The 7,077-nt window shown below is 68.2% G+C and carries 5 protein-coding genes; 1 reads left to right on the forward strand and 4 read right to left on the reverse strand.

Annotation, left to right across the window (positions count from 1 at the left end):
• Positions 1–104: 104 nt before the first annotated feature.
• On the reverse strand, positions 105–1,361 hold the full coding sequence (locus ACFYZE_RS35455) for an MDR family MFS transporter (protein WP_389003635.1): 1,257 nt from the start codon (positions 1,359–1,361) through the stop codon (positions 105–107).
• Positions 1,362–1,557: 196 nt separating this feature from the next.
• Here ACFYZE_RS35455 and ACFYZE_RS35460 point away from each other — a divergent pair, with 196 nt between their 5' ends.
• Positions 1,558–2,319, forward strand: a complete 762-nt coding sequence (locus tag ACFYZE_RS35460) for a phosphoglyceromutase (protein WP_389003638.1) — start codon at positions 1,558–1,560, stop codon at positions 2,317–2,319.
• Positions 2,320–2,406: 87 nt separating this feature from the next.
• On the opposite strand, the gene ACFYZE_RS35465 is transcribed toward ACFYZE_RS35460, so the two are convergent.
• The 3 genes from ACFYZE_RS35465 to ACFYZE_RS35475 all read right to left on the reverse strand — a co-directional run bounded on the left by ACFYZE_RS35465 (position 2,407) and on the right by ACFYZE_RS35475 (position 6,530).
• Positions 2,407–3,093, reverse strand: coding sequence for an SDR family oxidoreductase (locus ACFYZE_RS35465; protein WP_389003641.1), 687 nt, complete (start codon positions 3,091–3,093; stop codon positions 2,407–2,409).
• Between the two features lie 471 nt (positions 3,094–3,564).
• Positions 3,565–4,998, reverse strand: coding sequence for a hypothetical protein (locus ACFYZE_RS35470; RefSeq protein WP_389003644.1), 1,434 nt, complete (start codon positions 4,996–4,998; stop codon positions 3,565–3,567).
• A gap of 413 nt (positions 4,999–5,411) precedes the next feature.
• A complete protein-coding gene (locus ACFYZE_RS35475) occupies positions 5,412–6,530 on the reverse strand; it encodes a hypothetical protein (RefSeq protein WP_389003647.1) in 1,119 nt (372 codons plus the stop codon).
• Positions 6,531–7,077 lie beyond the last annotated feature (547 nt).

Here is a 7,077-nt window from a genome sequence, read left to right on the forward strand (position 1 = left end):
CGCCCCGGGGCGAGGCCGGCGGGATGGGGCTGTGACCGGGTCGGGCCGGGGGGTGGTCGGCCGCGGGGTCCCAGTCCCGCAGCCCGGTCTCCGGCTTGCCCGCCTCAGGCCGCGCCGACCTCCGCCGCCCCCGCCGTCTCCTTCTCCGCTCCCCGAGCCGGCTCCTCCCCCGGAAGGCGGCGCATCAGGACGGCGTAGCCGAACCCGGCCGCCGTACCGACCACCGCGCACAGGCCCCACAGCCACTGAGCGCCGAGCCGGTCGATGACGAAGCCGGACAGCAGCGGCGCGATGAGCGAGGCCACCGACCAGGACAGGGTGTACATGCCCTGGTAACGGCCGCGCCCGTGCACCGGGGAGAGGCGTACCACGAGGCCGGTCTGGGTGGGCGCGTTGACGATCTCCGCCAGTGTCCACACGCACACCGTCAGCGCGAAGACACCGACCGAGCCCGCGAAGGCCGTCAGCCCGAAGCCGTACCCCGCGAGCACGGAGGAGACCACCAGCAGCCGGCGCGGATCCCGGTGCTCGATGAAGCGGGTGACCGGGATCTGCAGCGCGACGATCAGTACTCCGTTGACGGCGATCGCCATGCCGTAGTCAGCGGGCGAGAACCCGGCCTCACCCATGGCGACCGGCAGACCGACGGACCCCTGCTGGAAGACGAGCGCGACGAGGAAGGACAGCCCGACGACGCTCATGAAACGGCCGTCCCGCACGACGGTCCCGAGGCCGACGTCGCCCGCGGCCTCCTTGGCGGTGGGAGCGGGCCGGGACTCGGGCAGCTTCGCGAAGACGACGACCGCGCAGACCAACGTCATGCCCGCCTCGATCAGGAACCCGGCGAGATAGCTGAACTCGGCGATGAAACCCGCCGCCATGGAGGACACGGCGAAGCCGAGGTTGATCGCCCAGTAGTTGAGGGAGAAGGCGCGCACCCGGTCCTCGGGGCGCACGATGTCGGCCATCATCGCCTGGACGGCGGGCCGGGAGGCGTTGCTCGCCATGCCGACGAAGAAGGCGACGACGGCGATGGACACGGGATCCCGCACGAACCCGAGCAGCGCCACGAACCCGGCGGTCGACGTCTGGGCGATCAGCAGGGTGGGGCGCCGCCCGAGCCGGTCGGCCATCACGCCCCCGCCGAGCGAGGAGACGACACCGCCGAGCCCGTGCAGCGAGGCGACGAGCCCGGCGTACGAGGCGGAGTACCCGCGGTCCAGGGTCAGGTACAGCGCCATGAAGGTGGCGACGAAGGCGCCCAGCCGGTTGACGAGCGTGCTCGTCCACAGCCACCAGAACTCCCGGGGAAGCCCCGAGACGGTCTCGCGGGCGGCACGTCTGACGGCGGCGATCGACATGAGGGTCCCCCACGGGCATAGGCGCATGTAAGCGGCTCGAACGGTGATCACAACTTACAAAGGCGCGGCGTGGAGGGGCCACTCAATTAACAGATGCCGTCAACTGTCCTACGGCGCGGGGGCCGCCCGTCGACCGGCTGTCCGCCTGCCGGGCGGCCCGTACGAGGGGGCGAATGCGTGGATTACGCTCTGAGGCATGGCCGACGCACCGTACAAGCTGATCCTCCTCCGCCACGGCGAGAGCGAGTGGAACGCGAAGAACCTGTTCACCGGCTGGGTGGACGTCAACCTGAACGAGAAGGGCGAGAAGGAGGCGGTCCGCGGCGGTGAGCTGCTCAAGGACGCCGGCCTGCTGCCCGACGTGGTCCACACGTCCCTCCAGAAGCGCGCGATCCGCACCGCGCAGCTGGCACTGGAGGCCGCCGACCGCCACTGGATCCCGGTCCACCGCTCCTGGCGCCTGAACGAGCGCCACTACGGCGCCCTCCAGGGCAAGGACAAGGCGCAGACGCTTCAGGAGTTCGGCGAGGAGCAGTTCATGCTCTGGCGCCGCTCCTACGACGTGCCGCCGCCCCCGATCGAGGACGACTCGGAGTTCTCCCAGGCCGACGACCCGCGCTACGCGACGATCCCGCCGGAGCTGCGCCCGAGGACGGAGTGCCTCAAGGACGTCGTCTTCCGCATGCTCCCGTACTGGTACGACGGAATCGTGCCCGACCTCCTGGCCGGCCGCACGGTCCTGATCGCGGCCCACGGCAACAGCCTGCGCGCCCTGGTCAAGCACCTGGACGGCATCTCGGACGCCGACATCGCCGGCCTGAACATCCCGACGGGCATCCCGCTCGCCTACGAACTGGACGCCGACTTCAAGCCGATCACCCCCGGCGGCACGTACCTCGACCCGGAGGCGGCCGCGGCGGCGATCGAGGCGGTCAAGAACCAGGGCAAGAAGAAGTAGGTTAAGTGATCACGCCTCCCACCTGCGCAAACGGCACGGGCGGGAGGCGTTTTCCAGCAAAAGGCCCCGGGCCGTAGGGCAGTCGTGTCACGTGACGCGCAGTCCTCCGTCGACGAACAGGTCCTGGGCGTTGACGCCGGTGTTGCGGAGGAGGAAGTCGGTGGCGTCAGCGACCTCCTCCATCGTCACCAAGCGACCAATGGGGGTACGCGCCACGTGGGGGTGGTCGGGCACGTCGCGCCACCTCGGACTGTCACCCACCACGCCCGGATGGATCGCGTTGACACGATGAGGCGCGATCTCCACGGCGAGAGTCTTCACCAGTCCGGTGATACCCGAGTTGATGGCGGTCACGATGGTGGAGCCGGGGTAGGGGCGCTCTTTGGCCAGGCCGCCGAAGAGGACGACCGACGCGCCGGGGGTGAACCGGTCACGCAGGACGCGCACGGTCTCCGTATAACCGACCAGCTTGATGGTCACGGCTTCCACGGCCTTGGCGATGTCGAAGTCCGCGAGGGCGTTGTAACCCTCTGAGACGCCGGTGATGACCAGGTTGTCGACGTCCCCTACATCGACGAGCGCTTCGCCGATGGTCTCCGGCCGCGACAGGTCAACGGCCAGACCCCGGACCTCGTCGGCGATGTGGGCGGCCACGGTATCGGCGCGTTCCCTGGTGCGGCCGGTGATGATGACGCTGTCGCCGCGGTTGGCGTATCGCTGTGCTAGAACGCGTCCCAGCGCGCCACTTCCTCCGACGATGATCGAGGTGGTCACGGTCCACGAGTCCCTTCAGGGGATATGCAGCCAACGAGATGTCTTGTGCGGCCAGACGTTGGACGGTGCGGGCGCCACCGGAGTGGTCACTCGCACGGCCCAGCAGCCGTCCCGCCGACGGTCGCCCCGTGCATACGGAGGGGCGACATGAGCAGGCAGCGACATTCCGTTCAGCTGGACAACGGCAGACCGTTGATGAGCACTTCAGCCCCCGGTGCTCGAAGGGGCTGGGGTCGGTCTGAGACGCCGTCAGTCTGAGTTCGTCGCAGCCCGCCTCGGCGTAGGCAGCGGCCTCGCGGGCAAATGCTTCGGGTGTGGCGAGACCGGCATCGACGCTTTCGTGGGTGCAGGTGCCGGAGGTTCAGTGGTTCGCGAGGCGGTGGCGCAGGCGTTGTTCTGCGTTCGGGCCCAGCGAGAAGCGGCGGCCGCCGCGACAGGCCTGGGCTGTGGCAGCCAGGCCTGGACCGTTGCTCAGGGTTGTCCGGAGTCGCTGTAGCGTCCTCCGGTGGACTGATTCCAGACACGTCGGTTGCTCATCTCGGAGATGTAGTCGACGTGTGCCTGCAGCGGCCAGGAGAGCCGCTTCCAGTCGCCGATGACGTACGTCATGTTGTAGGGGCCTTCGGCCGGGGTGGTCAGGTATGTGGGCGCCACCTGCTTGTAGTAGGCCTCGACGGCCTCGGGGAGTTTGTCGGCGCTGTCGGTGATCAGCAGTGGGGAGTGGAAGCCGAGGTGGGACAAGGGTGCCGAGGCGACCGCGCCCTGCCAGTCGTCCCGCCTGACGAGGGTGAAGCCGTGGCCCGGCCCGGTGATGTTCCAGCCCACCATGCCCATGGGGTCCCACATCTTGGCGAACGCGATGGCGGTGGTCTCCGGTGTGTTCTTCGGGGTCGCGTTGAAGTCGACGGGGTCGTCGTTGGTGATGCGCTGCACGGCACCGTAGGCATTGAGCTGCTTGGCGACGGTGGGGGATATCTGGTCCGGTCCGCCCCACAGGTAGATGGTGGCCCGGCCCATGCGGCGTTTGAGCGCGGTGACGGTCTCCGGCGGGATGCCGTCCCTGGTGACCCACAGGATTGCGGTGGGCATGTGGGAGGACCAGTGAGTGGCGGGCAGGGCGTACTCCCAGGAGTCCATGGACGCGATCATCACGTCCATCATTCCGGCGCCCCCTTGACTGCCGCTGTTACCCATCTGCGGTACGCCGGTGTCCGGGTTCTGGATGCTGCCGTAGACACGGTCGACGGCGTCGGCGAGCCCTGGGATGGTGGGCGCGGTGATGCTCTGGAAGGTCATACCGATGGCCTTGAGCTGCGCCTGGACAGCCGGGTTGGCCGCCGCGCCCACCAGGAAGGCGTCGATGTTGTTGTGGCGGCTGATGCCCGTGTCGCCTAGGCGCTTGAGCTCGTTCAGAGTGACCTGGGGGATGCCGGTCTTGGTGACATAGAGGATGGGCGCGTCGTCGGGGAAGTGGATGAGAGGGACGGCGGTGACGCCCGTCAGTGGATCGTCGGTAGTGATCAGGGTGACGGCCCAGGGCCGGTCGGGGACGTTGTCGTTCTCCCCCGGGGCGTTTTCCGGGAGCGCGGCCGGCCAGATGTGCTGGGTGATGGACACCGCCTCCTGGAAGGGGTCGGAGCCGTAGAGCCGCTGGGTGGTCTTGGTGCCGATGGTGGGAACCAGGGTTGGCGCCTCGGGTGGCGGAGGGACCCGGAAATCGCCGGTGCCGGTGGGCCGGCCGAAGGGGTAGCGGTTCGGGTCGGGCGGTGTGGGACCTGCGGCAGGGAGCGCCGCCACCAGCGTGGTGGCCATCAGCACCGCTGCGCACGCCAGCAATGGCGTCCGTGTCCGTATCGGTATGCGCCTGGCGAGTCGGCGGCCGGGCCGCAGGTGTCGTGTCACCAAGGGAACAGTCTCCTCACCCTGGAGGTTGCCCAGTGCTGGTCCGGGAGTGCGGCGCCGCTGTCCACGCAACGTCCCAGTCAGCGAACTCCGCCGAAAAGGACGGCCGGATGTCCGGCCGGGCGGTCGGGTCGCTCGGCGGGAAGCACACCGCAGCTCTGTCAGGATCCAGCATCAGCAGATCAGTGCCCGCCGTCGCGCCCGGACGGGCATACGAGTGATCTGGGAGTGATCGCCCATTTCCATGCGCTGGGGCCGTGTCTGGGCCGTCGCAGTCAGATGCGGTGCAGTCTCACCCGGACCGTCACGAAGTCGGAGCACGAACGAGCCCTCGCGTACCTGGCCAGCGGAACGGCCTACCAGCTCACCTTGATGTCGGTGTGGTTCGACACTTCCTCTCCGACTCAGGTCACCAGCTAGTCACCGTCGTCCTCGAGCATGCGGCGACGTTCCTGTTCGCGCTTGGAATAAGCGGCTGCCCGGATCGCCTCGTCGCTCTCCAAGCCCGATCCCAGCGCGCCGCCCACCGTGGCAATCGAAGCGACGAACCAGGACAGCGTCCAGTATTCCGTGGGGTGCAGCGGGGTTCGTGTCATGGAGGCGAAGACTTTGTCGTTGAGGATGAAGTGCGCCCACACGAAGTTGATGACCATCAAACCCGCGTAGCAGACGAGCACCCCGATGCCGACGGTGACGACCGTGGACGCATTGTAGAGAGCCGCCCTCTTCCTCGCCTCCGGCGAGGCCTCTGCTGATCGGTGCCACAGGTGCGCGTCCACGATCAGCCAGCCGATCATGAGCGCGACAGACCCGACCATGGCGATCACGAGGCGCGGCGCGCCCAGAGCCTCGGACAGGATCCAAATGGTGGAGTTCACGGTGGCGACCGCGCCCGTGGCGAGTGCGGCGGCCAGGGCTTTCGACAGACCCGGCACCAACCGCCACGGCTGGTTGGCGCGGACCATACCGAAGAGCACCCTCAGGTAACCGCGCGGTCCGCTGACGACGTACCGGAGATCAGCGCACTCCTCCTCACCGATCGGGCCAGGGTGAACGGGCGCGAGACGACTGGCGAAACGTCCCAACGGCGGCTGACATTGCGGGGGTTCCGCAGCTCCAGTGGCTCGCGGACTCGCCAAGCTGAGAACGGCCTCTTCCACCGCCCGAAGTGCCCTTCTCCCAAAACGCAGGCCCCCCAGCGAGGGAAGGGACAGCAGCGCCAACCCGTGTTCATGACTCAGATCCATAACGAGCTTGCGCCCGTGTGAGTGCAACGGAAGGTCGGTAAGGGCCACGACGATGTCCCAGTTCTCCGCCCGCCCGCGCTCCATGATCCGGCGCGTCAACGTGGACAGGTCCTCGGTCCCTACGGTGAAGGGTTCACTGACCACCTCGACGTCGAACCGTCGCTTCTGGCCTGACCTGTCGGCGAGCCGAGCAGGGAGCACTCGGGCCATGCGCTGCGCGATCTCCGTCGGCGCGTCCGGGTCCGCCAGGAGAGCCACGACCGTGACGCCCTGTGACGACTCCCGCATGACCGGACCCTCCTCGTCGGCTGCTCCGGCGATCACCAGTGCCCCCAGGATGCCCCCGAGGTAACGTCGGCGCCCGCTGACACGCTGGCCCCCGTCGGGGGGCAAACAGGGATCGCCCGGCAGTGGCCAAAGACGACCGACGACGACCACCAGGAGCGCGAACCAACCGCTCCTGAGCAGGGAAAACACAGGTCACCAAGATCCCCGGCAAGACCCAGGGCAAGAAGAAGTTGCTTTCGTGATCACGCCGCTGATCTGTACATTCGGTGCAGATCAGGGCCTGATCACGGTCTGGGACCTCCCTGGAACCTCAGCCCGTGTGATCTTGCGGGCGGAGAGCCTGCCCGAGAGCCTTCCGGGCCCGCTTCTGCGCATGGGCTGCTACCGCCTGGTCGGCGAGGACAAGCCAGCCCGGACGCTTCGCGGAAGAAGTCCTTCGGGCGGGCACGGACGGTCACGTCCGCTGGAGTGGTGTATCGACGGCCACTCGGTGATCTCGTTTTGAGGCTATGCGGTGAGTTCGGTCGGGAGGACGGTCTCGTCGGTT

This window comes from Streptomyces sp. NPDC001796 (assembly GCF_042892355.1).
Classification (GTDB): Bacteria; Actinomycetota; Actinomycetes; order Streptomycetales; family Streptomycetaceae; genus Streptomyces.